General features: G+C 35.6%; 24 protein-coding genes and 1 riboswitch. Of the genes, 5 read left to right on the forward strand and 19 right to left on the reverse strand.

Going from position 1 to position 25,786, the window contains the following annotated elements; genetic code table 11:
* Positions 1-26 precede the first annotated feature (26 nt).
* A riboswitch (SAM riboswitch) is annotated at positions 27-127 on the reverse strand.
* A gap of 81 nt (positions 128-208) precedes the next feature.
* From hemG to MHH69_RS16285, 3 genes are all read right to left on the reverse strand, one after another.
* Positions 209-1,591: a protoporphyrinogen oxidase gene (gene hemG, locus MHH69_RS16275; protein WP_341362771.1), complete on the reverse strand. Its 1,383-nt coding sequence runs from the start codon at positions 1,589-1,591 to the stop codon at positions 209-211.
* A 216-nt stretch (positions 1,592-1,807) separates the two neighbouring features.
* The gene (locus tag MHH69_RS16280) at positions 1,808-2,680 is read right to left on the reverse strand and encodes a tetratricopeptide repeat protein (protein ID WP_341362772.1); all 873 of its coding nucleotides are present in this window, start codon (positions 2,678-2,680) and stop codon (positions 1,808-1,810) included.
* Positions 2,681-2,721: 41 nt separating this feature from the next.
* A complete protein-coding gene (locus MHH69_RS16285) occupies positions 2,722-3,606 on the reverse strand; it encodes a LysR family transcriptional regulator (RefSeq protein ID WP_341362773.1) in 885 nt (294 codons plus the stop codon).
* A 193-nt stretch (positions 3,607-3,799) separates the two neighbouring features.
* On the opposite strand from MHH69_RS16285, the gene MHH69_RS16290 reads away from it, so the two are divergent.
* On the forward strand, positions 3,800-4,564 hold the full coding sequence (locus MHH69_RS16290; protein WP_122972234.1) for an alpha/beta hydrolase: 765 nt from the start codon (positions 3,800-3,802) through the stop codon (positions 4,562-4,564).
* Positions 4,565-4,753: 189 nt separating this feature from the next.
* Here the strand turns inward: MHH69_RS16290 and MHH69_RS16295 are convergent, their stop codons facing one another.
* Positions 4,754-5,923, reverse strand: a complete 1,170-nt coding sequence (locus tag MHH69_RS16295) for an endonuclease Q family protein (protein ID WP_341362990.1) — start codon at positions 5,921-5,923, stop codon at positions 4,754-4,756.
* Between the two features lie 228 nt (positions 5,924-6,151).
* Here MHH69_RS16295 and guaD point away from each other — a divergent pair, with 228 nt between their 5' ends.
* Positions 6,152-7,510, forward strand: coding sequence for a guanine deaminase (guaD, locus tag MHH69_RS16300; protein WP_122972233.1), 1,359 nt, complete (start codon positions 6,152-6,154; stop codon positions 7,508-7,510).
* A 143-nt stretch (positions 7,511-7,653) separates the two neighbouring features.
* Positions 7,654-8,370 carry an MOSC domain-containing protein gene (locus tag MHH69_RS16305; RefSeq protein ID WP_122972232.1) on the forward strand — a complete coding sequence of 239 codons (717 nt, stop codon included), beginning with the start codon at positions 7,654-7,656 and terminating at the stop codon, positions 8,368-8,370.
* A gap of 93 nt (positions 8,371-8,463) precedes the next feature.
* Here the strand turns inward: MHH69_RS16305 and MHH69_RS16310 are convergent, their stop codons facing one another.
* Both MHH69_RS16310 and MHH69_RS16315 read right to left on the reverse strand, forming a co-directional pair.
* Positions 8,464-8,838: a DUF423 domain-containing protein gene (locus tag MHH69_RS16310; protein ID WP_122972231.1), complete on the reverse strand. Its 375-nt coding sequence runs from the start codon at positions 8,836-8,838 to the stop codon at positions 8,464-8,466.
* Between the two features lie 109 nt (positions 8,839-8,947).
* Complete coding sequence (locus MHH69_RS16315; RefSeq protein ID WP_122972230.1) at positions 8,948-9,472, reverse strand: YusW family protein; 525 nt, start codon at positions 9,470-9,472, stop codon at positions 8,948-8,950.
* Between the two features lie 280 nt (positions 9,473-9,752).
* Here MHH69_RS16315 and MHH69_RS16320 point away from each other — a divergent pair, with 280 nt between their 5' ends.
* Positions 9,753-10,790 carry a PTS transporter subunit IIC gene (locus tag MHH69_RS16320; RefSeq protein WP_122972229.1) on the forward strand — a complete coding sequence of 346 codons (1,038 nt, stop codon included), beginning with the start codon at positions 9,753-9,755 and terminating at the stop codon, positions 10,788-10,790.
* An 18-nt stretch (positions 10,791-10,808) separates the two neighbouring features.
* Here MHH69_RS16320 and MHH69_RS16325 read toward each other — a convergent pair whose 3' ends face one another.
* The 5 genes from MHH69_RS16325 to ku all read right to left on the reverse strand — a co-directional run bounded on the left by MHH69_RS16325 (position 10,809) and on the right by ku (position 14,746).
* Entirely contained in the window at positions 10,809-11,591 is a 783-nt protein-coding gene (locus tag MHH69_RS16325; protein ID WP_341362774.1) for a 5-oxoprolinase subunit PxpA, read from the reverse strand.
* Positions 11,569-12,453: a 5-oxoprolinase subunit C family protein gene (locus MHH69_RS16330; protein WP_122972227.1), complete on the reverse strand. Its 885-nt coding sequence runs from the start codon at positions 12,451-12,453 to the stop codon at positions 11,569-11,571. The genes MHH69_RS16325 and MHH69_RS16330 overlap by 23 nt, the downstream gene beginning before the upstream one ends.
* Before the next feature lie 11 nt (positions 12,454-12,464).
* Positions 12,465-13,190 carry a 5-oxoprolinase subunit PxpB gene (pxpB, locus tag MHH69_RS16335; protein WP_122972226.1) on the reverse strand — a complete coding sequence of 242 codons (726 nt, stop codon included), beginning with the start codon at positions 13,188-13,190 and terminating at the stop codon, positions 12,465-12,467.
* Between the two features lie 3 nt (positions 13,191-13,193).
* Entirely contained in the window at positions 13,194-13,805 is a 612-nt protein-coding gene (locus MHH69_RS16340; protein WP_341362775.1) for a pyroglutamyl-peptidase I, read from the reverse strand.
* A 104-nt stretch (positions 13,806-13,909) separates the two neighbouring features.
* Positions 13,910-14,746: a non-homologous end joining protein Ku gene (gene ku / locus MHH69_RS16345; RefSeq protein WP_122972224.1), complete on the reverse strand. Its 837-nt coding sequence runs from the start codon at positions 14,744-14,746 to the stop codon at positions 13,910-13,912.
* Positions 14,747-14,846: 100 nt separating this feature from the next.
* On the opposite strand from ku, the gene MHH69_RS16350 reads away from it, so the two are divergent.
* A complete protein-coding gene (locus tag MHH69_RS16350; RefSeq protein ID WP_341362776.1) occupies positions 14,847-16,688 on the forward strand; it encodes a DNA ligase D in 1,842 nt (613 codons plus the stop codon).
* A gap of 7 nt (positions 16,689-16,695) precedes the next feature.
* Here MHH69_RS16350 and MHH69_RS16355 read toward each other — a convergent pair whose 3' ends face one another.
* From MHH69_RS16355 to MHH69_RS16390, 8 genes are all read right to left on the reverse strand, one after another.
* A complete protein-coding gene (locus MHH69_RS16355; protein WP_122972222.1) occupies positions 16,696-17,505 on the reverse strand; it encodes a cytochrome c oxidase assembly protein in 810 nt (269 codons plus the stop codon).
* Complete coding sequence (locus MHH69_RS16360) at positions 17,505-18,017, reverse strand: DUF2243 domain-containing protein (protein WP_122972221.1); 513 nt, start codon at positions 18,015-18,017, stop codon at positions 17,505-17,507. Before MHH69_RS16360 ends, MHH69_RS16355 begins: the two co-directional genes overlap by 1 nt.
* An 84-nt stretch (positions 18,018-18,101) precedes the next feature.
* Positions 18,102-19,055 (reverse strand): cation diffusion facilitator family transporter, encoded by a 954-nt coding sequence (locus MHH69_RS16365; RefSeq protein WP_122972220.1) that lies wholly within the window; start codon positions 19,053-19,055, stop codon positions 18,102-18,104.
* 65 nt (positions 19,056-19,120) lie between these two features.
* A complete protein-coding gene (locus MHH69_RS16370) occupies positions 19,121-19,435 on the reverse strand; it encodes an ArsR/SmtB family transcription factor (RefSeq protein ID WP_122972219.1) in 315 nt (104 codons plus the stop codon).
* Between the two features lie 202 nt (positions 19,436-19,637).
* Positions 19,638-20,936, reverse strand: a complete 1,299-nt coding sequence (locus MHH69_RS16375) for a glycoside hydrolase family 18 protein (protein ID WP_341362991.1) — start codon at positions 20,934-20,936, stop codon at positions 19,638-19,640.
* 127 nt (positions 20,937-21,063) lie between these two features.
* Positions 21,064-22,275 (reverse strand): EAL-associated domain-containing protein, encoded by a 1,212-nt coding sequence (locus MHH69_RS16380; RefSeq protein ID WP_341362777.1) that lies wholly within the window; start codon positions 22,273-22,275, stop codon positions 21,064-21,066.
* Positions 22,276-22,467: 192 nt separating this feature from the next.
* A complete protein-coding gene (locus MHH69_RS16385; RefSeq protein WP_158599701.1) occupies positions 22,468-23,751 on the reverse strand; it encodes a sensor domain-containing diguanylate cyclase in 1,284 nt (427 codons plus the stop codon).
* 364 nt (positions 23,752-24,115) lie between these two features.
* Positions 24,116-25,642 (reverse strand): DHA2 family efflux MFS transporter permease subunit, encoded by a 1,527-nt coding sequence (locus tag MHH69_RS16390; protein ID WP_341362778.1) that lies wholly within the window; start codon positions 25,640-25,642, stop codon positions 24,116-24,118.
* Between the last annotated feature and the right edge of the window lie 144 nt (positions 25,643-25,786).

Genomic DNA, 25,786 nt, shown 5'->3' on the forward strand with positions numbered 1-25,786 from the left:
GAAGGCTAATAATCCAATGATTTTCCTCCTTATCTTCCGGCTTTTCGCCTGCTGGATTTAGCACCTTACTTGAAAGTTGGTTGCTGAAGCTTCATTGGGCCAGTCCCTCTGCTTCTCTTGATAAGAAATTATTTAAAAATTTTTAATATTAGATTGTATAATATCTTGAAAAAAGGTTTTCGTCAATACGTTTTTAACCATTCAATGATTATAAAACTTCTAACACTTTTTGTGCTGTATTTTTACCATTTTCAATACACGCACCAATTCCTACACCAAAATAGGAGCATCCCGCAATAAAGAGATTTGGATACTTTCGATTTAATTCATTTACAACAACTTGCAAAGCTTCATTATGGGCAATATCATATTTCGGCATTTGATTAATCCACTTTTTAATATTCACCACAACTGGTTGCTCTTCAATATTTAAGCTTAGTCTGACATCTTCTAATGCAACTTTTGTTAGCTCTTCTTCTGACATAGAAGCTAACTCTTCATATCTCGGATTATTATTTTTATAGAAAAGTCGAACAAGCAAATTACCGTTTTTCGATGTATGCTTCCATTTACGGCTCGTCCAAGTAGAAGCATTACAAACTAAATCACTATTATGGGATACGATAAATCCAGTGCCATCTGCAGGGAGAACTGAATCTGGAATATCAAATCCTAAATACATTGTAATAGCTGAACCATTTGTAAACTTCTCTAGTTGTCCATCAAGTTCTTGATCATTTAACACATTTTTTACAACTGTATTCGGTACGGCTAATACAACGACATCCGCTTGAATTATCTCACCATTTGAAAATGCCACTTCATATCCGTTATCGTTTTTCAATACACTTGTCGTTTCAGTATTTTTATAAAATTCCACTTGTGGAAGCATTTCCTCTAACCGATTGATGAGAGCGGACAATCCATTTTTAAAGGAAATAAATTTTTTATTCGCCGCTTTTTCAAATTGTTCTTTATGGGCTTCAAACCCTTTCATAATACTGCCGTACTCATTTTTATAATCCACTAAGTAGGGCAATGTGGAAGCAAGGGATAATTGATATAAATCTCCCGAGTAGACTCCAGCAAGTACAGGAGCAATTTGCTTCTCGACAATTTCTTTCCCTAAAAAGTATTCTAAAAACTCCCCAATGGAGCTTTCTTTCGTGAAACTTGTATTTGGGATATCGCTATCTTCCAAAACCCGTTTTTTTCCTTCTTCAGAAATTAACGTACTTGCCTGTAACGATTCGATACTCATCGGAATTCCAAAGGTAGATCCTGCCGGTATAGCATGTAATTCATTATTTGTATGAATATAAGATATTCCCGTTTCGTTATATACTAGCTCTGATTCAAAGTCTAAATCGGAAATGAGTTCAAGCACACTAGGATGCCGCGCAACAATGGAATCTGCCCCTGTTTCCATAATGAATCCTTTTTCCTCAACACTATGCATTTTGCCACCTAAATAGGGGTTTTTCTCAGCTAGAATGTAACGTACTCGCTCTTCTTCTTTCCCTTGGCGGATTAAATAGTGCATCGTACATAACCCTGTTATTCCTCCTCCAACTACAACAACTGTTTTCATCATGCCAACTCCCTAACCGTTCAAAATATTTATATTAGTAACTTTATCTTTACATACGTTTTAGTTCCTCTACAAATTTAGCACAACAAAGGTAGACGAACAAATTGTCTGCAATAAAAAAAGAGATTTCTTTCAATATGAACTGCCTTAACCCATTCGATGAATAGCTAGCTGATAAAGACCGGTCAAAAAAGAAATCTCTTTCCATTATTCTATTTACTCCGAAATATCCATTTGATGCATTGCCGCTTTACGCCATTTACTCGCTTCTTTTTTATCCTTCGGAACATCTAAACCTAATTCATAAATACTTGCGATATTTAATTTCGCTTGGTAATCTCCAAGCAGCGCTGCTCTTTTATAATAATAAAGTGCCTTTTTACCATTCCTCGGTACTCCCATTCCATTTTCATATAAAAAGCCGAGATTATAAATCGAATCGATATGGTGGGATTTGGCAGCTTGTTCAAACCAGTGTAAAGCTTGCAGCACATCCTTTTCTTGTCCAAGTAATCCGTCTAAAAATATTGTCCCTACGCGATATTGAGCTTCCTCATAACCGCCATCAGCAGATTTTAAGTAAAATTGAAAGGCACTTTCCTCATCTATCTTTACACCAATCCCTTGCTCATACATAATGCCAAGCGTATACATTGCTTCCACTACATGATTTGATGCTGCAAATTTAAACCAGTGTAAAGCTTCTTTTTCGTTCACGGAAACCCCTTCACCGTTTAAATACATATCAGCCAAATTATTCGCAGCATGAGCGTGTCCTTCTTCAGCTGCTTTTTTATAATATTCGAATGCCTTCTGAACATTTTCTTCCACCCCTAATCCTTCAAAATAACAATTTCCCAGCTCATACATCGCTTGTAAGTCCCCTAAATTGGCTGCTTCATTTAACCAATGGATTGAACTACTAAATTGTTCTATATGACGATAGATATTAGAAATCTCCAACATTGCATGAACATTCCCACCTAAAGCAAGGTCGTATAAATTTAATGCATCTTCTATTTCATCTGTGTGAAATAAATCGGGATAATTTTTCAATAATTTCTCAAACGTTGCACGATTATGAACCACTATGATCTACACCTTTAAATAGATTTAATATAGGATACCCATTACTTTTCTTTAAAATATTCGACTAAGTAATTTTTAAATTGATTTGCGGCAGGAGACAAATACCGATTAGCTGCCCATGAAACACCAATTTTCCTTTCACATATCGGCTCACTAACACGGATTTTGCAAACATTATAGTCATTTAATCCTTTCACATTCGGAATTAACGAAACACCTAAACCAGCACCAACGAACCCGGCAACGGTATGCATCTCCTCAGCTGCAAAGGTAATGTTTGTTGTAATCCCTGCTTCTTTAAACAACTTATCAACAATTAGACGTAAAGCATTTCCCCGTTTAATCGAAATAAAGGGTTCATCTTTAATTTCTTCAAGTTTAATGGACTCTCGATTTGCAAAGCGATGATTTTTCGGAACAATTACAAATAGCTCCTCACTCCATAGCTCAATCCAGTCAATTTCGATCGTCTTGGATCTAATTCGTTGGGATAAACATAAATCAATTTGACCTTCCTCCAACCACTTTAACAAATTATAGGAGGCAGCTTGTGTTAAGGTAAATTTCATATTTGGATATCTTTCTGGAACATGGGCCATTAATTCTGGTACAACTTCCATTCCAAGGGTATGAATAAATCCAAAGGCTACTTCACCAAACCCGGGCATCACTAACCCACCGATTTCTTCCTTTGCTTTTTCAAACTCCTCTAAAATGATATCTACACTATTTAAAAACAGCTTGCCGTAACGGTTCAAATTAATTGAACGGCCTTGCCGATCAAATAGAGGTACCCCAATTTCTTGTTCAATATTTGAGATGGATTTACTTAATGCAGGTTGTGATATATTTAACTTTTCTGCCGCATGGGTCATATGTTGCATTTCTGCTACTGTTTTAAAATATTCGAGCTGCTGAATTTCCATTTCGTATCCCTCTCTTTAATTGATAACTATTTGGAATGATTATGATAAAAACAATAAATTGTACTTATGTATTGTTAACACTATAATAATGTTAAACATCAAGTTTGCATATCAAATTTTAAATAAAAAAACAACACTTTGCCTAAAAAATTCTCATGTTTGTCACAACTAAATATTAAAGGAGTCTATTAAAATGAAAATCATTCCTCCAAAACCATTTACGATTGAGAAAGGTAATCGAGCCGTTCTTTTACTTCATGGTTTTACAGGAAACACAAACGACGTAAAACGATTAGGAAGATATTTATCCGACCGTAACTATACTGTACATGCACCATTATATAAAGGACATGGTGGTGACCCAAATACACTGATCCAAACAAATCCAATCGAATGGTGGAACAGTGCATTAGAAGGGTATGACGAGTTAAAAAAACGAGGCTATGAAGAAATCGCCGTAGCCGGTGTATCCCTTGGTGGCATCTTCTCTTTAAAATTAGGTGAAGAACGTCCTACAAAAGCAATCGTTACAATGTCAGCTCCTGCTTTAGCAAAAAGTGTAGATAGTTTACAAGAACGAATTATCGACTATACGATTAAATATAAAAAATTAGCCGGCACATATGATGAACAAGCGGATCAACCTCAAGAGTTGGCAAAAAAATTCCGCATGCCTTCTTTAGAATATTTACAAGGTATGATTAATGAAACAAGTGCTAAACTTCCAGAAATTCAAACTCCGGTTCACATTTTACGTGGACTTCGTGATGACGATTATTATTGTCAAAGTGCTGACTTAATATATAACTCTGTAAAATCTCGCATTAAGTCCGTTAAAAGTTTTATCAATTCAGGGCATATTTTAACCCTTGATAAAGAAAAAGAACTTGTATTTGAAGAAGTATATCGTTTCTTCGAAGGACTTGAATGGAGCGATAAAAAAAATCCAGTTTCATGATATGAAATGGAGAAAAGTTGTCTATATTAATAACGTATCCCCTAGCAAATTTTTGTGGTAAAGGTAATCCCAAAACCACAAATTCCCCAATTTGCTATAAAATATATGTCCAAGTGACATACATCCCTTTAAAACAAGCTACGTTTAAGATTCCCCGTCTTAAACAAGTAGCTTGTTTTTTATTTCCCATTAATTTGATTCGATTTTTCCGTAAACCCCTCCACCACCGACCGTTATACCTATTTTTCCTTTCCGAGCAAGATCAATGGTATAGGCTAATTTTTCAGGAATGACCTTCGCTAAATCTTCCACCGTTACTTTGTGTAAAATATTCATTTCTGTTTCAAAAGCATTTAACATTTTTTCGATCGTTTTCGGCCCAATTCCAGGAATAAAATCTAAAGGGACTTGATGGGTATAGGGAGGTCTTTCTATTTGCAATGACGGCGCATCTGTTAATTCTTTTATCCGTTTTGATACCCCTTTTATGAACTGTTCCTTCCCGCAATAAGGACATCTTCCTTCTGTCTCCTCTATTATTTGTTCACCACAATTGGCACATACAGTTTCATGATATTTCCCTAATAACGGGTTTAAACCGAAGTTTTCTATAATAGTCCTGCCCTCTTGTTGATGAAGGACTAATTTTAATTCTTCAAAATTGGCATCAGCAACTCGCATTTTTTGATATTCACGGGCAATCTTTCCTAAAGAATGGGCATCCGAATTTGTCACAAAAGTATAGGGGGCAAGTTCACTCATTCCTTTTACCATATAAGTGTCCGAGCTTAATCCTAATTCAATGCCATCAATTAATCGGGGATCGAACACCTCTGTTAAACTCTTTTTTACTCCTTTACCATAAAGACTTTTAAAGGGAGTGAACACATGGGCTGGTATAAATAATCCCCCTAATTCATGAACTTTCTGCTGTAACGTACGCCCACTGCAATAAACCCGTTGGGAGCTTAAATGGATGTTTTTTAATTGACTACTTAACCATCGGGAAAAAACTTTCATCTTTTCGATTGTTGGAAAATAAGCTAATACATGGATTGGTCCGTGACAATTTTCATCGTAAATTTCAATTTCAGCTCCTGGTATTAGCGTTGTCTTTTCGTATCGAATTCCCCCATTTAACAGCTCGGTTGCTTTTCCTTCTCTAATCAATAGTTCTATTTCTTCAATTACTTCTGGTGAATGACAATCAATAATACCGATTAAGTCCAATCCTTTTCGGGAAGTAGCCGTTTGTAAAATGTTCTGTAACGTTAAATTTCTGCTTCCTGTTATTTTTACTGCCCGTCCACTTTCCGTTCTGCCGATATGAATATGTAAATCCGCATAAATTTCTTTCAACAATGATGACACGTCCTTATAATAATTTCTTACTATAAATAATACCCTAATTCATACACTTTGTTACGAATACACATTTAAGTAATTTTCTAAATTATATTCTCCTATATATAGCCGCTGACAATAGTTATCCATATGTTGACTAATTTCTAATAGACTTCAATTCCCATTATCCTTATAATATCAATAAAATATTTCAAAAAATTGGGTTTAGAGGAGGAATATTGAATGGGGAATTATGCACATGTATTTCAAGGAACGGCGTTTACAAGTAAAACCTTTGAAGAAGTAGGCATTTTAAAAGACTATTTATTTTGCATTAATGAAAAAGGAATGATTGTTAAAACGGTCTCTCCCGAAGAAGAGCAGTACGTTACTTTACTTAGGGAATATGAAGGGAAAGACAATTTTCACCGTTTATTAGACGGGGAATATATATTACCTGGGTTTATTGATTTACATGTCCACGCCCCACAATGGGCTCAAGCTGGAACAGCCCTCGATCTTCCTCTTTATGACTGGTTAAATACGTATACTTTTCCTATTGAATCGAAATTTTCGGATATAAACTTTGCCCAATCGGTTTATGAAGACTTAGTACAAACATTGCTAGCAAATGGAACTACTACTGCCCTATATTTTGCATCAATACATAAGGAGTCCAGTTTGTTGTTAGCTCAAATTTGCGCAAGATTAGGGCAAAGAGGACTTGTTGGAAAAGTCGTCATGGATAATCCGGATCAATGTCCTGAATATTATCGAGATGAAAGTACGGAAATCGCGTTAAAAGAAACGGAAGAGTTTATCATTGCCGTCCAAGAGCTAAACGAACAAACAAAGCAAGGGGTTTATCCTGTCGTAACTCCCCGTTTTATTCCAAGTTGTACGGACGAGGCATTAAAAGGATTAGGGGTATTGGCAGCTAAATATAATACCCATATCCAATCCCATTGTAGTGAAAGCGACTGGCAACATGGGTATGCGATTGAACGATTCCATAAACACGATGCCTTCGCCTTAAATGATTTCGGTTTGTTACAAGAAAAAGCTGTAATGGCCCATTGTAACTTTTTAGCCGATAAAGATGCTAAACTATTTGCCTCTACAGGTACCGCCGTTGCCCACTGTCCCATTTCCAATGTGTTCTTCTCAAATGGGGTTTTACCAGCCCGTCATTTGCATGATTTAGGCATTGAGATTGGCTTAGGTACAGACATCTCCGGTGGCTTCTCCCCTAGTCTCTTTGATAATGTAAGACAGGCGGTAATTGCAGCTAGAATGTTAGAAGAAGGAGTCGATACAACGATATCCGCCGACAAACGGGGAGTTTCTTCTTCACGTATTACAACTAGTGAGGCATTTTATTTCGCTACTGCTGGTGGTGGTGAAGCGTTAAGCTTACCAGTTGGGCGCATTGAAGAAAATTACGCTTGGGATGTGCAAATAATTAACACGACGCTCCCATCAGCAAAGCTTCCGATTTTCAATAATGACTTAGAGGATATCTTCCAAAAAATAATGTACTTAGCACGCCCGGAAAACATTCAACAAGTATGGGTACAAGGCGAAAAAGTTCATGAAAGATAATCAGAAATTAATCGTTGTCCATTTTTGAGAAAAGGTTTTTCAATGAACGGCTACAATAGTTGAAGAAGAAAAAGAAATAATTTAATAAATTCAAATTCGAAGAGAGTTAATTTGTATTAACATTCAATACAGGGGGATCAACTTTGAAACAAAAAATTGAACATTTAGGGAGAGTTAAAGAAATCAATAGGTTTCCTGTAAAATCCATTTTAGGTGAGTCTTTATCTTCCGCCTTAGTTGATAGTCGAGGCATCCTTGGTGACCGTTTATGGGCAATTAGAAATGAGAGTGGAAAATTTGGTAGTGGTAAGACTACCCGACGTTTTCAAAAAATGGACGATTTATTTCGCTATAAAGCTAGATATGAGGGGGAAATTCCCATTTTAACAATGCCCGATGGGACTGTATATCGAGGTGACCAAAAAAAGGTGCATGAAGCATTAAGTGAGTTGTTAGGGTTTCAAGTAAACTTATCAAAAGAAGAGTCAATTTCACATTTTGATGAAGGACCAATTAGTATCATCACAACCTCTTCGTTAAACATGTTAAGTAAGGATTTAGGGGAAACAGTTGACCCTCGTCGCTTTCGAGCAAACTTGTTAATTGAAACAGAAACAACAGGGTACTTTGAAGATGAATGGGTTGATCGGCTAATTCAAGTCGGAGAAAGTGTTACCTTGAAAATTGTTGCTCCCCTTCAAAGGTGTGTCATGGTAAACAATTCTCAAGAAGAATTAAAACAAGATGCTCGTATTTTGAAAACCTTAGTAAATAATCATTCGGCAATGTTTGGTGTTTGGGCAAAAGTTGAACGAAATGGTATGGTAAATGTTGATGATGAAGTAATATTTCTAAATTAATTGTGTTATAAGTGTTTAGTATTTACGAAGGAAAAATGATATAGAAGGCTAAAGACCGACTTAATCAAGCCGGTCTTTTTCATGTTCCTTTATTTATGAAATAACCTCTAGAATAAATAAAACCCATGCTGCTAAAAATAACAATCCACCAAGTGGTGTAATTGCTCCTAATCTTTTCACTCCTGTTACAGCTAACACATATAAACTACCTGAGAAGAAAATAACTCCAGTGAACATCAAATAACCTGCCCAGGATAATAAATTGGATGCTCCTAGTAAGGAATCTATTGATAAAATCCCGATCAAAATTAATCCTAGGGCGTGATACATTTGATATTGGACACCTGTATTCCATACTTCCTCGTATCGCGGTTCTGCAAATTTATCTTTCAATGCATGGGCACCAAACGCACCAAGTACTACACCTAAAAATGCTAAAATTCCACCAAACAATAATAAAACATTCATTTAAATATGCTCCTTTTATGTATAGTTAGTTTTAATATATAATTTTGGCTACATGGAAACAAATAAAAAAGCTGTATTAGAAGAGTACATCTCCCAATACAGCATACCATTATTGATTCGTAAAATTATATCGCTTTACTTCACCGTTATTGAACTTCACTTCCAGTTCGAAGGAAGTATAGTTTTCATCTAAATCAAAGGCGGTGATGACTTGGCTTAATACTTCTTCATCCTCTGTGTTTGCATTAAACGTTAGCAGCTCTAAATATTTCACAATTTTGTTATAAGCGTCATCCCCTTCAGCGTGAACATTATTTCGTTCATCTTCAAACTCTGCTGACATGCCCTTTTGATCATTGGCATATTCCACATCGTAGGAAATGTCATTGTCATACTCTACATCTAAATCAAAATGGGTAAAGTTGTATGGTGTATCAACATGTTCCTCTCCCTCATTTTGATCATCTGTTGCATTTTGATCCGTTCCATTATTTTGATCAGCGTTATTATTCGCTGTATCATTCACAGTATCTTTCCCTGTATCTGTAATGATTTCATCCTGATCACCATCGTTACATGCATATAAAACACCTAAAAGTAACAGGATAGTCAACATCGATTTTAATAATTTCATATGCTCACTCCTTTTTATTGTATCCTTTTCCCTCCTATTTTCCCCTGATTGAGGGAATTTATCCTTTTATACATCATTTATAACTATACTTTTTCTTTAAATTTTCCAAGTTAGGGGTTTTTCATAAATTTTTTTATTTCTCTCGTTTAAGGTGTCTCTAAGCTTTAACAGTTCAACGCGTTGAATCGTTAAATTTTTTCTATTGCTCTTCGTTTTCTGACTATATATAATGATTGAAAAGTTATTTAAAAATTCAATTTACATGAAAGAGGCTACTGCTATGAAGGATTTTATAAGTAAACTATTAAATGGAGTCAGTATTGCAATCGTTTGTGCCCTTATACCCAATGCGCTACTTGGAGAAATACTAAAGTTAATCATTCCGTATGTTCCTACTCTCCAACATTTGCTTGATGCTACTGTAATTGTAATGAGTATGCTACCTATTTTAGTTGGTATATTAGTAGGAATGCAGTTTAAATTAACGCCTATTCAAACTGCTAGTGTTGGCATCGCTACGATGGTAGGAAGTGGCGTTGTTAGTAAAACAGCAGAAGGGTTATTCACGATTAGCGGGATAGGAGTCGTCATTAATGCGGGACTTACAGCTGCACTATCTGTACTATTTGTTCAGTTAATTGGTGAAAGACTGAAAGAATACTCCATCCTTCTTGTTCCTATGTTAACCGTAACGTTTCCTGGGATGATCGGATATAGCATTTTGCCATATGTAAGGTCAGGTGCAGGACTAGTTGGAGAAGGAGTTGCTTATTTAACGAATTTGCAGCCTGTCGTGATGGGAGCATTAATTGCTGTCGTCTTTGGAATTATTATTTTGTCTCCTATTTCAACAGTCGGAGTGGCAACAGTCATCATGCTTTCAGGTATTGGCTCTGGGGCAGCTAACTTAGGAATTGTTGCAGTCGGTATGGGCTTATGTTTTGCTAGCTTTAAAGCAAATTCCCTTGGCACAGCTTTAGCCCACGTATTAGGTTCACCGAAGATTCAAATGCGTAATTTCTTTATGAAACCTACTATTGCTTTTCCTATGCTTATTACAGCCGCTATACTTGGCGCATTAGCAGGTATACTAAATGTGCAAGGGACGCCTTACAGTGCCGGATTTGGTTTATCCGGTTTAGTTGGTCCTTTAAACTACATTAACTTAGCCAATGGTGGTTGGTCTGCTTCAAACATCGCCATCATGTTAAGTATGTTTCTCATTTTACCTTTCATATTGAACTTGTTCTTCATCTACTTATTTAAAAAGAAACTAAAAATGATTCAAGATGATGACTATAAATTAGATTTTGAATAAATAAAAAAAGATGGACTCTTAGTTAGAGCCATCTTTTTTTATGGAATCGATCAATATTTGATTGTTCGTTAGTTGGCGTTGTAACATTTTAGCAAATTGTACAGCCTTTTCTCCATCTCCATGAATACATATGGTATCCACTTCAACGGACACCTCTTCCCCAGCTGTTGCCACTACTTTCTGTTCCTTCACTATTTTCATTACTTGTTTAAGTGCAAGTTCCTCTGAAGTAATCGTTGCATTTGGATTCGTCCGTGGAGTTAACTGGCCCTTAACATTATATGTTCGGTCTACAAATCCTTCATTAGCTATTTGTAATCCTAGCTTTTTTCCTTCACTAATTAGTCTGCTTCCGGCTAAGCCGTATAAGATCAACTGTTTATCTAAATGAAAGATTGCCCTTGCAATCGCTTCCGCTACTTCTCCGTTAGTTGCAGCTAAATTATAAAGAGCTCCATGGGGTTTTACATGATGTAAAGACCCTCCTTCCGCTTCTATAAATCCCTTTAAAGCACTTATTTGATATAAAGTAATATCATATATTTCTGCTGGAGAAATATTCATCTCCCTTCTACCAAATCCTTGTAGATCAGGAAATCCAGGATGAGCACCAATCGCCACTCCTGCTTGTAATGCCAAGCTTACCGTTTTTCTCATTGTCGATGGATCGCCAGCATGAAATCCACAAGCTATATTAACAGAGGAAACATACTTCATCATTTCTTCGTCATTCCCTATTTTATAAATGCCAAAGCTTTCTCCTAAGTCACAATTGATATCAATCGTAAATGGCTTTTCCATCGAAAGTCTCCTTCCTAAATGAAATACAATCTCCAATCCGAAGCTGCGCCACTTTCCACAAATCTTCTTCTACAATTTTCCCAATAGTTGGATAACCACCAACCGTTTGTGCATCTGCCATTAAAACGATTGGTTGTCCATTTGGCGGTACTTGGATTGTTCCGAACATCGTCGGTTCTGATAGTAAATCTACCTTTCTATTTGTATGTATCGGAAGACCTTTTAAGCAATAGCCCATTCGGTCGCCCGCAGACAATTGATAGTTTGAACTAAAAAAGCGCTCTATATCTTGGTCCTTGAAATAATGAATGTGATGGCTCACTACAACCCTTACTTCTTTTGCATCTGAGAAGGAAGGAATCCATTTTGGATATAAACCTTTACGATATTTGTTTGGAGGAAGGTTCTCACCATATAAAATGATGCCTTCCATCACAGGACAACCGATACCAGCTTTAAGATAGGTAGACTGGCTATTTAACATTTCCTCTCCTTTAAAACCACCTAATGGAATTAAATAAGCAATCGCTCCCTCTGGACTAAATTTTAGTTTTAAAAGATCCCCTTCCTTTAAAACAAACGTTTTCCAAGGTTCAATTCCACTACCATTGACGGTTGCATTCATATTAGCACCAACCAATATATACTCATGGGTGGCAACGGATTGAAAGGTCATCCCACCATAAAATATTTCTAAAGCTGCATTTCCCTTCGTATTTTCTGCGATTTTGTTGCCTAATTGAAAGGATAATCGATCCATTGGACCTGCTGTCGGTATACCGAATCGCCTATAGCCAAAACGTCCATTATCTTGTAATGAACTAAATACCCCCTTACGGACAACTTTCAATAATGGCTTCATTTTTCTCCATCCTAACTTTCTAAAAAAGATTCTATAACTGCATTTGAATCCTCTTTCAATTGGTACTCTATTTCTTGAAATTGCTCCATTGTAATGCTCTTAAAGGATAACCGGTCTCCTGCCTGCAATAGAAAAGGACGCGTTCGATTTAAATCAAACAGCGGAATAGGCGTCTTTCCAATAATGTTCCAACCACCTGGAGAATCGATTGGGTAAATTCCTGTTTGTTTGCCACCTATTCCGACACTCCCCTTTTCCACAAATCGTCTCGGTACGTCTAATCTTGGGCAATATATTTCCTCCCGTAGCCCCCCTAAATAGGGAAAGCCAGGTAAGAATCCAATTAAAAACACAGTATAGTTCGATTCACAATGCATCTCCACGACTTCTTCGATTGTTAAGTTATTGACAAAAGCCACCCTTGCCAAATCTAATGAAAAAGGTGTTTCATAACATACAGGGATTGTTACTTTCCTGGACTCTTTAAACTGGAGATGAATAGAATAGGTATTCCACGCTTCGATTATTTCTTGTAATACCTTTGTATGGACGATTGATTTGTTAAAAAAAACTGTTACCATGTGATAGCTTGGTACCGATTCTATTACAATTCTTTTATATCGTTCTATTATAAATTGATCAAAGGCACGAACAATTTGAAAGGTTTCTCCGTTAATCTCTTCTCCAAATAGAAAAGAACAAACTTTCCTATCTTGTATAATTATTTTAGGAATCATTGGTTACCCCTCAAGAGTAATTACGTCTAAACTTGCTTCAATTGCCTTTGTTAAGTCGCTTATAGACCAACCTGGGATGTTCCCATGTTGAATCGCTAATTCATGGGAGGCAGGAATATGTATAAATCCAGCTTTACAATTTAACTTTTCATTTTGCACATAATGTAATACGGAATACATTATGTTATTGCATAAGTAAGTTCCTGCACTATTTGATATGTCAGCTGGGAATCCCAATTCTTGCAAATGATTCGTTATTTTTCTTATTGGTAAAGTGGAAAAATAACCATCTGGACCATTCACATCAATCGCTTGATCTAGAGGGGCAAATCCTCGATTATCCTTCGCACCGTCCTTTATATTAATCGCAATTCTTTCTGGAGTAACTTTATATCTCCCTGCAGCTAAACCGAGGGAAACGACAATTTCCGGTTGAACTTCTTTTATTTTTTCAAAAATTTGTTTTTCAGATTCATGAAAATCAACAGGCAACACAAAACTTTCTACTGTCCAATCATTCATAACACGACCATTTAATTTTTGAACGACTTCCATTGTAGGATTTATTTTATAGTCTAAGAATGGTTCAAAACCAGTTAATAAAATTTTTTTCAAAGTAATATCCCTCACTTCTTTTTTATTTATATTACCATTTTTGAAAGTTTCTGAAAATTAAAAACGTAGGAGGAGCAATTGATCATTGCTTATCCTACGTTCCATTACGCTTCTTTTTTCTCTTTTGTTTTTCGTTTTCTTGTCACTGTTTTCTTTTTCGTTGGTGCTGTTCTATCAAGGGATGCTTGAAGGGCCGACATAAGATCAGTCATATCAGCTGGAATGACTGTTTCTTTTTCAGCAGCTGCAACGGTAGCTTCGCCATTTTTCTTTTGTTCAATTAATTCCAATAACGCTGTTCGGTAATCATCGTTATATTTCTCTGGCTCAAACTTTGCTGTTAGCTGCTCGATAAGTAACAAAGCTGTATCCAGTTCTTTATCAGCTATTTTATCTTCACTTGGTATGTTCGGAACTTCTGCTACACTACGCACTTCATCGGGAAAATGGATCGTTTCCATTAATAATGTTTCACCATAAACACGAACAATGGCCAGTTGCTCCTTCGAACGAATTGTAATTTTCGCTACTCCAATCTTCCCTGAATCACTTAGTGCCTTTCTTAATAACGCATAAGCTTTTCCTCCACCACTGTCAGGTGCCATAAAATAGCTTCGTTCAAAGTAGATTGGATCAATTTCATCTAACTTTACAAACTCAATAATTTCTACTGATTTATCTTCATTTTCTTTCCGAAGTTTTTCCAATTCCTCATCATCAAGCACAACAAATTTATTTTTCGAGTACTCATAGGCTTTTACAATTTCTTCATTCTTTATTTCCTTCTCACAAACTGGACAAACCTTTTGATAACTAATGGGACTATGACATTCCTTATGCAATTGGCGCAATTTAATATCTTTATTTTCAGTTGCTGCATGAAGCTTTACGGGGATATTTACTAATCCAAAGCTAATACTCCCTTTCCAAACGGTATGCATTTTTTTCACCTACTTTTTTGCTTATTATGTTGAGAACATTGGTTTTCTATGTATAACCAATTCATTTAATCAAAAACTAAAGGAAAAAGAGGTTTTATAAATGAAACCGATGCTATTAACTGCCGTTGACACTGTCCCTGACAGTAAAGAATGGCAATATGAAACAAAGTATGATGGCTTTCGATGTATTTTGGAGTGGAATGCGAATGGCCCGATTTTAATGAGCCGCAACGAAAAGGAATTAACAACTTATTTTCCTGAAATTATTCATTATTGTAATCGTATGAAAGAACAAGTTGCCCCTTATTTACCGCTTACTTTAGACGGAGAAATCGTTTATTTAGTCAACGATTTTAAAAGTGATTTTTCAACCGTACAATCTAGAGGGAAGACTCGAACATATAAAACAATTTCCGAAGCGAGCGAAAGGTTTCCTTGCAATTTTATCGTCTTTGATTTACTTCAATATGAAGGAAAAGATATTTCCCAGTTACCACTATTGGAAAGAAAAAAGATGTTAACGAAATTATTTCAAAAGTCACCATTAGGAACTAAACCGTCATATAAAGAAAAAGGAACACTTCAATTAATCGACGTTTACGACAATAAAGATGAACTGTGGGGAAACATTCGTCAATATAATGGTGAAGGGTTTATTGCCAAAAAGAAAACGAGCGTTTGGGAAAGTGGGAAACGTTCATCCCATTGGTTAAAGGAAAAGAATTGGCGCATTGTAACGGTGATTTTAACTTTATTTGATCAAACGAACGGATTTTTTAATGGGGCCGTTTATCATAATGGAAAATTAGAAGAAATTACAACCTTTCGCCATGGACTTAGTGATGAGGAATTTCAAACTTTAGCCCGCTTTTTTCAAGGGGAGGGAAATCAAATTACATCAACAACTTGGCAACTTCCCCCTTCTATATGTGTGAATATCGCATGTATTGATTTCGATGGTAGGAAGCTTCGGGAACCGCGCTTTCATTCCTTTCGATTTGATGCAGACCCAACTGAAATAAACTGGAGAAACATGCTGCGTCAACTCAATCCAATACCAGAAAAAGTGGAAATTACCCATCCGGACAAACCTGTTTTCCCATCTCTTAATTTAGTAAAAGATGATTTTATTTTTTACCTTCAACAGGTAGCACCCCACATTTTACCCTTTTTAAATAATCGTTTATTAACGTCCATTCGTTTCCCCCATGGTGTTCCAGGGGAAAGTTTTTATCAAAAAAATGCACCGGACTACGCACCGGACTTTATTGAGACAAAATTAGAAGAGGACATACACTATATCGTTTGTAATAGTTTAAATACATTATTATGGTTAGGAAATCAACTTGCTATCGAATTCCATATCCCGTTTAAAACAGTCGATACGTCATGTCCAACGGAAATTGTATTCGACTTAGATCCCCCTTCTGTTGATGAATTTTCATTAGCCATCGAAGCCGCCCAACAAATGAAAGCTATTTTTGATAAATTTCATTTAACGTCCTTCGTTAAAACTTCCGGGGGAAAAGGATTGCAAATTTATATCCCATTGCCAAAGGATACCTTTACCTTTGATGAAACAAGAATTTTCACAGAATTTGTTTGCAAATTTTTAGTCCAACAAAACCCGAATTGGTTTACGATTGAACGTATGAAAAAAAATCGGGGAAATAAATTATATTTGGATTATATTCAGCACGCAGAAGGTAAAACAATTATTAGCCCTTATTCGACTCGAGGAAATGAAAAGGGGTTAATTGCGACACCCCTCGAGTGGCACGAAGTCAATAGTAAGTTACATCCTAGTCAATTCCCTATTCCTATTGTTCTAGAAAGATTAAAGACAGTGGGAGACCCCTTTAAAGACTTTTTCTCTGTCGGACAACAACAACCTTTTAAAGCTGTTCTTCAAACTTTAAAGGAAATAACGAAAAAGAAATAAACCTCCATCACTTGATGGAGGTTTTTAAGTTAATGTTTGTATTTATTTCCTTCCCTATACGACCTCTAAAATATTGGGAACATAAAACAATGACAATGATTAAATCTATAGCGTCTCCTCCATAGTACATGAACATCCCGCCTACCTGTGCATCCATCGTTTCCACTCCTGCTGGCGGATGGGCATAAATCCATTTCGATAATATACTATGTGCGGCCATTGCAAGTATTAACATCGTAGAACGTAAATAAAAACTTGTACGATGGGGTGTTGGATCAATGTAAATCATTGAAACAGTAAAAACATACCCCGCTAAAAAAACATGTAGATGGACTAGCACATAAAGTAGAAATATTGAATGCATAGCTGCATATAGTCCCGTTGTATATAAAACCCAAAGTCCACCTACGTTTAAAACTGTTGCTAAAATGGGATGGGTAATCCATTGGACATATCGACTTTTTAAAAACTTCGTTATTACCCTTGCTATTTTTACTGGTGCTGTTCTTAAAACAAGTCTCATTGGTGATGCGAATACTAATAGTAGTGGACCTAACATACCGAGGAGCAAATGGGTAAACATATGGGCTTGAAAACTTGTGTGGGCTTTCTCGGCAATGGGCCCTATACACGCTAAAGCAATGCCACTTACACCCGCAATCCAACAAAGGGTACGATAGGCTGGCCACTTTCTGTATTTTTTATTGGAATAAATAACAGCAACGATATAGAAAATGATAAGCAAAACAAAGGGAATGCAAAGGAATAACCAATCAAAACTAGAACCCGTTTCATGAAACGCACCATGATGATGCATTACACATCACCTATCTTCTTTAACGGAGCAAGTGTCTTTTTCTTTTTTAGTAAAATGAGTCCGACGATAATCATTAGAGCGGCTAATACATTCCATACAACATCATAGTAAAAGATTTCAACATGATATCGGATTTGATGAATTCGCATAATTTTATGTTGAATAATGCCATCGTATAGATTAAATGTACCCGCCCCTACGTATACGGAACCCATCCATCTTTTAAAATTCCATACTTTTCTTTTCCGTAAATCCGCTACCATAAAAAGGGCCACAACCGTTGCAAACCAACTAAACGCATGAAAAATCCCATCAGATATTAACCCAACACTCGTTGTAGATAAATCGTAAAAGTGATGCCAATGTAATAATTGATGGAAAACCGCTTCATCGATAAAGGCGACCATTCCTAATCCAAAGAAAATGCCTGACCAAAAATTAAAAGGTTCATCATAAAGATTTTTTCTCTTTTCCAATCCATTCACCCTTAAACTCGTATTATGTACACTCATTTTATCCATCCTTTATAAAAGCTATAAGTTTAGGATGACAGAGAAAAAGTAGGAGTCCTCTTTCTTAAGAGTTCCCCTACTTAATTAATGGTGATGATGGATTATCTCGTGTTCATTTTGACAACAAAGAATCGAATTGTCGTGGGCGTGTTTTTCATCTTCAATTTGCACAGTAATGTGGCCGATTCCTAAGTGGGCTAAATCGTGTTCAATAGTTTTTAGCAAACTTTGACTTTCTGAAAGAGTCATCGTCCCATCAACTACCGCATGACAAGATAGTGCATTTTGTCCACTTGTAATACACCAGACGTGTAAATCATGGATATCTAATATACCTGGTTTACTTTTAAACACTTTAATAATCTGTTCCATTTCGATATTACTCGGCGCACCTTCCATTAAAACATGGACAGAATCCTTCGTAACTCTATAGCCGCTTATAAGGACGATTATTGCAACGATCACACTAGCAAGAGGGTCTGCCCATCCCCAATCAAATAACATAATCACTAATGCAGCAATAATAGCTCCAACAGAACCTAACATATCACCAATAACGTGTAAAAAGGCGGCACGTATATTTAAATTTTCCTTTGTATCACCACCGCGCAGTAATATCCAAGCAACAAGAATATTTACTAGCAAACCAATAATCGCAATAATGAGCATCCCTGACGATGCCACAGTTGGTGGATTAGAAAAACGTTGAATCGCTTCATAAATAATTAATAGTGAAATAAAAATTAAGGCTACACCGTTTAAAACGGCAGCTAATATTTCCATCCGTTTATACCCATATGTTTTACTGTAACTAGCCACTTTTTCGCCAAATTTAAAGGCAAGTGCTCCTATTCCTAAAGAAACAGCATCACTTAACATATGACCAGCGTCAGAAAGCAAAGCCAAACTATTTGTTACTACTCCCCCGATTACTTCTATAAGCATAAACGCTGTTATAATGACAAACCCAATTGTTAACGTTTTTTTATTTGCACCATGGGTATGATGATGGTGCGCATGATCATGTCCGTGTCCCAATGGAATGCCTCCTTTAATTTATTGAGTAAAAAAGATTTATTTGTCCTACTTACAAGAAAATCGTTCTAACTATGAATAGAATGCTCAATTGTTTGCTTTAACATATCCATTACATGCTCATCGTCATAAGAATAATATAAAGTTGTACCTTCTCTACGATATTTTACTAATCGTAAATTTTTTAAAAAACGTAATTGATGGGATACCGTTGACTGTCTTAAATTTAAAGCGTCAGCGATTTCATTAACCGAATATTCCCTTGTAAATAAAAGATTTAAAATGCGAATACGAGTAGGATCGCTTAATGCCTTAAATGTTTGTGAAACAAGAAATAATGTTTCTTCATCTAACTCTTGAGGATGATTTACTATATCTCCCATTGGATTCCCATCTCCTTATATATGATTATATATTCATATATTCATTTTATTCGAAAGGTATCTAAAATGTCCATTATTTTTCCATAAAAAAAGGAATGTCATTAAGTAATTACTTATGACAAGCCCCCAAACAAAATAATAAGCAGTCTTTTTACTTAAGACTGCTCAAAATAATCATATTTCATTTATCTATTTGAAAAATTTATTCCGTTTGTCTTTTTACAACATTGAAATTTTCTTCAATAAGTAACCAATTTTGTGGGAAAGCAAAATCTAATTTCCAGTAACTTATTCCCCTTAAGTTTAGCCGTTTCATTAAATTAAACTTCGCTTGAATCGATCTAGCATCTTCAAACCACACTTTATGGGCATTGCCTTCTTCGTCCACATAATTAAAATGGGGAGCTTGGGCTGTATAATCAAATTGAATGGTAACATTATAATCTCTCGCTAACTCCACCGCTCTTTGTGGACTAACTGCCCGTGCGTATTCCCCACCTTCTACAAACGGAAGAGTCCAGTCATATCCATATAAATTTTGACCCATCATAATTTTATTCGCTGGCATTTCTGTTAAGGCATAATTTATGACTCGTTCCACTTCATTAATAGGTGACACTGCCATAGGTGGACCGCCAGAATAACCCCATTCATAGGTCATGAGTACAACAAAATCAACAATTTCCCCATGGGCTCTATAATCATGAGCTTCATACCATTGTCCGGCCTGTTCCGCACTCGTTTTCGGTGCCAAGGCTGTCGATATTAAAAAGCCTTCCCCATGTAAATAATCTGCTGCCCTTCTTAAAAAATTGTTATACGCTTCCCTTTGATCCGCAGGTAAAAATTCGAAATCAAAATGAATATCTGTAACACGGCCAATTCTTCTTGCTTCATCGACGATGTTTTCTAATAGCACTTCTTGAACTGCAGTACTTTGTAAAATGGCCCTTCCTAACTCACCGCTAAATTGACCATTTTCTAAATTCGATACAACCATCATTAACGAAGCATTACCCGCTTCTGCAATTTCAGGAAGTCCTTCAGTAGGAATGGGATCAAGGCTACCATCTCTTCTAGCCTCAAAGCTAAAGGGAGCTAAGTATGTTAAGTATGGTACTACATTTCTTGCTTCCGTTAACAATTCCTCACTAATCGATTCACCCGTTGGTTCAATATAAATATTTACCTCTGCATCTCGCTTTTGCATTGGCGGAACATATAATCGCATGCCAACATATAAAGGTGTATTGACATTAATTCCATTGACTTGCGCCAGGGTTTCGACACTTAAACCGAACCTTTGAGAAATAGCGTACAATGTATCGCCTTGTTGCACCCAATAAAAGCTGCCATAAATCGGAATAACTAACGCTTGACCGACGACTAAACGTTCTGGGTCTTCAATTTGATTTGCTTCGATAATATTTTGCGTAGTAGAGTTATAAGCTTGTGCGATTCCCCATAACGATTGACCCGGCTGGACAACATGTATTTGAATCTTGTTTCCTCCCTTTATCGTTCATGGTAATTACACCTAATATTTTATGTTTCTATTAGTCTCATCATAACATCTCTATTAAATAAAAATTCCTATTCATATGCCGAAACATACGAATAGGAACTCGTTAATTTACAATGTTATGCTCGTAAAGATAATCATATGTCAAATCGACAAATAAATATTCGTGTTCATTTAATGCCATCGAATAAGTACGAGTAAGTTCACCCGTTGCTATATCACTATAGATGTCCGAAAGCTCACCTTTCACATCATTCCGTAGCTTAATAATATTAAATAGAAAATACGGACGCCAACTCCAGTTTTTACCGATTGCTTGTTCCTCTACGTTCCAATTGCCATTTTTGCGAACGATATTAGGGGATATTTGGAATCCTTCTTCATTGCAAATATAAAACCGGAAGGCATAGTTTTCTAATTGTTTTGCTAATTGTAAAAGTTTATCAACATCTTTACCATCTGGTTTTGTATACTCAACAATGTTCGCAATTGTTTTTTGTAACTTCTTCATTTCCTCATATTTTACTTCTAACAGTCTTTTTTCTGTAGAAATAAATTGTTTACATTCATTGCGAAATTTTTCCTTCAATGTATCCTTTGAAAGAAATTGATTAGAAGGTTGTTGTAAATAAACTCCTTTAAAATAACGTGCGCCGTTTTTCCAAGCATGATGCAATTGATAGTCCGTTTGGATATTATCAAACATAAGTGTTGCACCAATTTTAACAGCTAATGATTGAATCGTCGTAAAAACATGGTTTTGGGCACCCCATACATTGTAGTTTAATTGACTTACATTTATTTTTAATACGGCCGGCTCTAACATGAGAATTTGATCTAAATTACTGTCTGAGCCAATATTATCTAACGCCACTTTCACCCCGTAAGTTTTTATATAGCGAATCGGATGTTGTAATTGCTCAAATTCACCGTTAAATTTATGTTCCGGGATAACTAAATAAATATATGGTAATAAACTTTCATCCATCTCTTCTTTTAACAGTTGAAAATAACCATCACCAAAATCCTCCATTAGTAAATTTGGGTTGCAAGGAAGGTAGAGACTTACTTGGCTTGACGTAACTTCTTCCTTTGCTATTTCCATCGCTTTTTTTATTAAATAACGCTCTACTTCATTCCGAATATCTATAGGTATTGATTCATCATATGTAAAGTCTACAATGTTAAACATTTCTTCCCCGTCGGTAAATTCCCCTATTACTTCATACGCTACGATTACATGCTCGTCAGCGCTATAGATTGGTTCAAATAAGACGCTCATTTCGTCTAATCTTTCTAGTATATCAAGAACATCCATCCGCAAAACCCCCAAAAAAAAATTAATAACACACCACTTACATCCATTATACACAAAAACAGATGTTAAAAAAGCTGACATCGAGAAAAGGAAAATAAAAAAAGAACACACTTATTTTAGTGTATTCTTTAAAAGGTGATTTCAAAACACGTAGTAATAGTGAATAACAATGGGAATGTTTTCTTTATTAGATTATGAAGGAATAGTCGCTTTTGCTACACAATTTCGTTTTGATTCCTTCGCTTGATAAAGGGCAGAATCAGTTCTTTCATACCAACTTTCGAATGATTCCGAATGTTTTTTTTGAGCGACTCCTAAACTCGCTGTTAATCGGCCTGCAACTGGATAATTATATTGTTCGATTTTCTGTCGGATTCTTTCTGCAATATTATAAGCTCCATCTACCGTTGTATTAGGAAGTATAATGACAAATTCTTCCCCACCGAGACGAATAATCATATCCGAATAACGAATCAGTTGTTTTAGAAGATTACCTGTTGACTTTAGCACCTCATCACCAACCGGATGCCCGTAAGTATCATTAACCTTTTTAAAGTAATCTAAATCAACAATGACCATTGAAATCGGACGGTTTTCAATATCTGCTTGGTCCATTTTTATTTTAATTTTTTCGTTTAAGAAATGACGATTATAAACTCCCGTCAAATCATCTGTAATGGCAAGGTTTTTTAATATTTTATTTTTTTCTTTCAATTCTTCTGTTAAACGAGCTAGGTTTTTATTCTTTTCACATAATTCTCTTTCTAATTTCCGATGCTCTGTTATATCTCTAGCAGAACTATAAATATATTTCCCGTTTATTTCGGAACGCCATTCTAAATAACGGTAAGTTCCGTCTTTATGTCGGGTGCGATTTACAAAACTCGAAATAAACTTTTGATCTTTCAACTGTTCTAAAATTTGATTCGTTTTAGGAATATCTTCCTCATGAACTAACAATTTAAAACTTTTTCCTTCAATCTCTTCTGCTTTATATCCTAAAATTCTTTCATAAGCTTGATTAACTCTTATATAGTAGCCGTGTATATCCATAACAGAAAGTAGATCAATATTCACCTTTAAAAAACCTTCAATCTCATTATCTTGTAAATACTCTTTAGTAACATCAAAATAAATACAACCGTACAAATCATTATTTAGTGGGAAGGAGATGATTCGAACCCATTTCGGGACATTTGCTCTCCTAATATCTATTTGGGAAGGTTTTTGATTGCGAATGGTATCATCGAGAAACCTTTCCCATTTCTCATTATCTTCCCAACTATTAGGAAAAACTTCGTAAAACCGCTTATGTAATATATTTTCGCCCTTTATATCCATTAGCTCTTCATAAGCTTTGTTAATGGCTATAAATTCAAAATCAAAAGGGATTCCGTTTCCATCAAATAAAATTTTATGACAGGAATAGGGTGTCGATGAATTGATAAAAAACTGTTCATAAACTTCTGCTTGCAAACTAAACACCTCCCAAATAGGTTTTAGTATCTCAAAATATTTTTCACTTAAGGAAACTATCAATAATATTATCATTTCATTCATAATTTTTTAATTAGTCTATCCATCCTATAAAAGCTGATTTATGAGTACAAATTTAACACCAGCCCTATTTTTATACAAGTTATAAGATTTATTTATCAAAATGTTACTCACGATTAACCACCGTAATCGCTGAAAGAATAGTATTTAATTTGTACCATAATGTTTTAAAACTATTTTTAAACATTAAAACATAGAATTATAAACCAAAAGGATGTAAAGAAAAAGTCGCCTCACGAAGAGACGACTTTTATTTATAGATATTAGTATAACTTATTTATTTTTACACATTTGCTTTTGATACATTCGCATCTTTAAGTGCTTTATCATTCGCAGCGACCGCTTCAGGGCTTTTAGCACGTCTTAAGAAGAATGATAACACTAGGGCAACAACTGTAATAATTGCTGCGATTACAAATGAATACTGAATTCCATCTAATAATGCTTGTTGTGTAATTTGTGCTTGTAATGTTGCCATTTGCTCTTCTGACATCGGACCAGTAGCATTTGCCTGTGCTTGTGCTGCTAAATCTTCGCCAGTAGCTGTTGTTCTCGCATTCATAATTGCGACTAAAACGGCTGTTCCAATAGAACCAGCAACTTGTTGAATCGTATTGTTTGCTGCTGTACCATGTGGATTTAAGCGCAATGGTAATGAGTTTAAACCATTTGTCATAATTGGCATCATTACTAATGAAATACCGACCATACGAATTGTATAAACAAAAATAATATAGAAGTATGTTGAATCCACTTGTAATTCAGATAAATAGTATGTTGAAATTGCTGTAATCGTCAGACCAATCATCGCTAAAATTCTTGGTCCAAATTTGTCAAATAAACGACCAGTAATTGGTGACATAATGGCCATAACAATCGCACCAGGTAACATCATTAAGCCGGATTCGAATGGTTCGATACCACGAATATTTTGAACATAAGCCGGTGTTAAAATCATACCACCCATCATCGCCATTGCTAATACTGCACTAATAATCGCAGACAATGCGAATAACGGTGATTTAAAGATTTCCATACTTAATACTGGTTTTTCAATTTTCAATTGACGAACGACGAATAAAATAACACCAATAACACCAACGACAATTGTTGTAATAACAATTTGATCTGTCCAACCATGGCTTCCCGCTGTACTAAATCCGTATAAAATACCACCAAAACCGATTGTTGAAAGTACAATTGATAAGTAGTCTAATGTTACTTTTTTGTTAGGTAAGACATTTTCTAATTTCCAAATACTTAGTAATAAACTAATGATGGCGATTGGTAAAATCATTTCAAATAGTACGCGCCAATCATAATGTTCTACAATCCAACCAGATAATGTTGGACCGATTGCTGGTGCAGCAACCATAACTAAACCGAAAACACCCATTGCAGACCCACGTTTTTCAACTGGGAAACTAATTAACATAACGTTCATTAAAATCGGTGCCATAACAGAAGATCCAACCGCTTGAATCATTCTCCCCGCTAGTAATACACCAAAATTAGGAGCGATTGCAGCTAATAGTGTACCAATCGCAAAAACACTCATTGCAAAAATAAACAATGGTCTTGTTTTAAAACGAGTGATTAAAAAGGCTGACGCAGGAATTAATACCCCACTCACTAACATATATCCAGTGGCTAACCACTGTACCGTAGTATATTCGACTTTTAAATCTACCATAATGGTAGGAAGTGCTACGTTTAATAAAGTATTATTTAGAAAAGCAACAAAAGCACCTACAAAAAGAATACCAATCATTAGATAAGGTGGCTTTTTCAATATTTGCTCATTACCCATAATCTATTTTTCATCTCTCTCTCATTATTCATTTCAATCCCCGAAATACATTTTATACCCATAGTCCATTTTTTTCAACATAAAAATATTTGTTCACTGAAACGTTGAAATGAAAGTGTTTTCAATTTATACTTGAAGTATAAA

Source organism: Ureibacillus sp. FSL E2-3493, from assembly GCF_038077515.1.
GTDB lineage: Bacteria > Bacillota > Bacilli > Bacillales_A > Planococcaceae > Ureibacillus > Ureibacillus halotolerans.

Bases quoted from the DNA above. Each gene is read 5' to 3' on its own strand.
- hemG (WP_341362771.1), bottom strand. From the start codon at position 1,591: ATGAAAACAGTTGTTGTAGTTGGAGGAGGAATAACAGGGTTATGTACG.
- MHH69_RS16285 (WP_341362773.1), bottom strand. From the start codon at position 3,606: ATGGAAATTCAGCAGCTCGAATATTTTAAAACAGTAGCAGAAATGCAA.
- MHH69_RS16290 (WP_122972234.1), top strand. From the start codon at position 3,800: ATGAAAATCATTCCTCCAAAACCATTTACGATTGAGAAAGGTAATCGA.
- guaD (WP_122972233.1), top strand. From the start codon at position 6,152: ATGGGGAATTATGCACATGTATTTCAAGGAACGGCGTTTACAAGTAAA.
- MHH69_RS16310 (WP_122972231.1), bottom strand. From the start codon at position 8,838: ATGAATGTTTTATTATTGTTTGGTGGAATTTTAGCATTTTTAGGTGTA.
- MHH69_RS16315 (WP_122972230.1), bottom strand. From the start codon at position 9,472: ATGAAATTATTAAAATCGATGTTGACTATCCTGTTACTTTTAGGTGTT.
- MHH69_RS16320 (WP_122972229.1), top strand. From the start codon at position 9,753: ATGAAGGATTTTATAAGTAAACTATTAAATGGAGTCAGTATTGCAATC.
- MHH69_RS16325 (WP_341362774.1), bottom strand. From the start codon at position 11,591: ATGGAAAAGCCATTTACGATTGATATCAATTGTGACTTAGGAGAAAGC.
- MHH69_RS16330 (WP_122972227.1), bottom strand. From the start codon at position 12,453: ATGAAGCCATTATTGAAAGTTGTCCGTAAGGGGGTATTTAGTTCATTA.
- pxpB (WP_122972226.1), bottom strand. From the start codon at position 13,190: ATGATTCCTAAAATAATTATACAAGATAGGAAAGTTTGTTCTTTTCTA.
- ku (WP_122972224.1), bottom strand. From the start codon at position 14,746: ATGCATACCGTTTGGAAAGGGAGTATTAGCTTTGGATTAGTAAATATC.
- MHH69_RS16350 (WP_341362776.1), top strand. From the start codon at position 14,847: ATGAAACCGATGCTATTAACTGCCGTTGACACTGTCCCTGACAGTAAA.
- MHH69_RS16355 (WP_122972222.1), bottom strand. From the start codon at position 17,505: ATGCATCATCATGGTGCGTTTCATGAAACGGGTTCTAGTTTTGATTGG.
- MHH69_RS16360 (WP_122972221.1), bottom strand. From the start codon at position 18,017: ATGAGTGTACATAATACGAGTTTAAGGGTGAATGGATTGGAAAAGAGA.
- MHH69_RS16370 (WP_122972219.1), bottom strand. From the start codon at position 19,435: ATGGGAGATATAGTAAATCATCCTCAAGAGTTAGATGAAGAAACATTA.
- MHH69_RS16380 (WP_341362777.1), bottom strand. From the start codon at position 22,275: ATGGATGTTCTTGATATACTAGAAAGATTAGACGAAATGAGCGTCTTA.
- MHH69_RS16390 (WP_341362778.1), bottom strand. From the start codon at position 25,642: ATGGGTAATGAGCAAATATTGAAAAAGCCACCTTATCTAATGATTGGT.